Source organism: Pontibacterium sp. (assembly GCF_041587635.1).
GTDB lineage: Bacteria > Pseudomonadota > Gammaproteobacteria > Pseudomonadales > Balneatricaceae > Pontibacterium.
In genome coordinates, this window is sequence record NZ_JBFGYC010000571.1 from 1 (window position 1) to 2,505 (window position 2,505).

The window sequence follows — 2,505 nt, forward strand, 5'->3', positions numbered from 1 at the left end:
GTCTTCCGCGGATTCGCCGTGTTCTACGATGCCGGCCACCAACTCGAGCAACCAGGGGCTGCGTGGATGCTCCAACGCACCGATCCGAAATTGCTCGACCAAAACCACGGTGTCTCTTGGCGCGTCATATAGCAGCACACAGACCGCATCATCGCGCTGAAACAGCTCTCGCGTGACTTGAACTGTACCACCCGCAAATCGTGCGTGGCTCACAACAAGCTTCTCCATTTTGAAGAAACCATCATAGACACACTCTTTCTTATGCACTTTTACATCAGAACGATCAAACATCTGGCACCATCCACTTCCACAAATTGGCACTGCAACTTACTGATACACGTAGAAAATATAACAGTTGTAGTATGTCCGACTTCAGTTTGATTATAATCATTAAATATAGGCATATAATTAATTATCATATATTTCAATTAACCACTTTCAATACGCAGAGGCCCTGCCGGATGCGACCGATGGTCGACATATTTCCAATTGCCCACTGGCTGCAAAACTACCAACGCAGCATCTTTATCAGCGACCTGATGGCTGGGATCATTGTCGCCATTATGCTGGTACCTCAAGGAATGGCGTATGCGTTTCTGGCAGGGCTACCACCTCAATACGGCCTCTACGCAAGCATTCTTCCGTTGATGCTTTATGCCCTGCTTGGCAGCAGTCGCTCGCTCGCAGTCGGCCCCGTCGCCATCGCTTCACTGATGGTAGGGTCAACGATTGGTCAGTTTGCCGAACAAGGTACGGATGCCTATATCAACGCTGCCGTAAATCTGTCACTGCTGGTCGGTGTAATTCTGCTCATCCTGCGCGCGCTCAATCTAGGCTCGATTGTTAATTACATGAGCCATTCGGTGATTTCCGGCTTTACCAGCGCCGCGGCTTTACTGATTGCCATCAGTCAGATAAAAAACTTTAGTGGCTTAGATATCCCCCGCAGCGCACCGGTCTGGGAATCCTTTGGTTATCTGTTTGATCATCTGACGGCCATTAACCCTGCCACATTGCTCATTGGTCTGATCTCTGTATTTGTCCTGTGGTTCACCAAAAGCAAACTGTGCTGCGGGCTTGAGGCTATGCGAGTCCCCACATGGATCGCACAACCGGTCTGTAAAGCAGGCCCTATGTTTGCGGTGCTGGTCGGCAGTCTCCTTGTTTGGAGCGGTGATTTGGGTATCACCCACGGCGTTACCACGGTGGGTATGATTCCAACAGGGTTGCCTGAACTGTTTACGATAAAACTGGATCTGGCACTTTGGCAGGAGCTGTTTATGCCTGCACTGTTGATTGCGTTGATCGGTTTCTTAGAAAGTGTCTCAGTGGGTACTGTGCTGGCCAGTAAACGTCGCGAACGCATAGATCCCAGCAAAGAACTCATTGCGCTGGGGATCGCGAATCTGGGTTCAGCCATGTCCGGCACTTACCCGGTTGCAGGGGGCTTTGGCCGCTCAATGGTGAACCACAGTGCGGGTGCGCAAACCACCGTTGCATCAATGATATCCGCATTCCTGGTATTGCTGAGCCTGCTGTTTCTGACACCGCTTTTCTATTATCTGCCGAAAGCTACGCTGGGTGCAGTGATTGTTATGGCGGTCATACCGCTGATCGACTTCTCGTCCTTCCGGCAATGCTGGAAATTTAACAAAGCGGATGCACTTACGTTACTTGCAACCTTTGTGTTGGTGATCATTTTGGGCGTAGAGCTGGGCATTCTCTGCGGGATCGGCATCTCTATCGCGCTGCTACTCTACCGCTCCAGCCAGCCACATATCGCCGTCGTCGGGCGTGTAGGGAATAGCGAGCATTTCCGCAACATTGAGCGTCACGACGTAACAACCTATAACAACACTCTGGCCCTGCGTATTGACGAAAGCCTTTACTTTGCCAACACCCGCTATGTAGAAGAGTACATTCTTAAGCAGTGTGCCGGGCATTCTAATCTGCGGCACATCGTATTGATTTGCAACGCGGTCAACTTTATAGACGCCAGTGCACTGGAAACTCTCGAAAACCTGGTACTCAAGCTAAGGGATGAAGGGATTACGTTGCATCTGGCGGAAGTCAAAGGACCGGTCATGGATCAACTGCTGAATACCACCTTTGTTGATCATCTGGGAGAGGGACAGGTGTTTTTCACGACCGACGAGGCAATGCGCATGCTTTCATATGAAGAAAATTTATCTAACGGTCTTACTCACCACAACGCGAAATAAACAATATGCCACGGTGTAAATATCCCCTAATTATGTAAAGCCTCTTAAGTAGCTACATTCATAATTAGAGTTTTCTGGCAATGAGTGCTTGGCCAAACATTCCCATGGAGTAGGGCGCCCAATGAGTTACGTGGCCGTTCTTCGTTATATTCTGGTATTCAATTTCTCGTCAGTTTTCAGACTTCATTCAGTATTCAGAACATATACATATTGAGGATCTCATCACGGTATGTACGGTTAAATCCTTCAACGCAGGAGTTGCGGGTAGGTGTACCAAATTGAA

General features: G+C 49.1%; 1 protein-coding gene and 2 pseudogenes. 1 reads left to right on the forward strand and 2 read right to left on the reverse strand.

Features of this window, described 5'->3' with window-relative positions; translation table 11 throughout:
• A pseudogene (locus ABYW01_RS19170) lies at positions 1-291 on the reverse strand (ADP-ribose diphosphatase); the annotation flags it as partial.
• Positions 292-470: 179 nt separating this feature from the next.
• Here ABYW01_RS19170 and ABYW01_RS19175 point away from each other — a divergent pair.
• Positions 471-2,222: a SulP family inorganic anion transporter gene (locus ABYW01_RS19175; RefSeq protein WP_372835930.1), complete on the forward strand. Its 1,752-nt coding sequence runs from the start codon at positions 471-473 to the stop codon at positions 2,220-2,222.
• A gap of 30 nt (positions 2,223-2,252) precedes the next feature.
• Here ABYW01_RS19175 and ABYW01_RS19180 read toward each other — a convergent pair.
• A pseudogene (locus ABYW01_RS19180) lies at positions 2,253-2,505 on the reverse strand (integrase core domain-containing protein); the annotation flags it as partial.

Bases quoted from the DNA above. Each gene is read 5' to 3' on its own strand.
- ABYW01_RS19175 (WP_372835930.1), top strand. From the start codon at position 471: ATGGTCGACATATTTCCAATTGCCCACTGGCTGCAAAACTACCAACGC.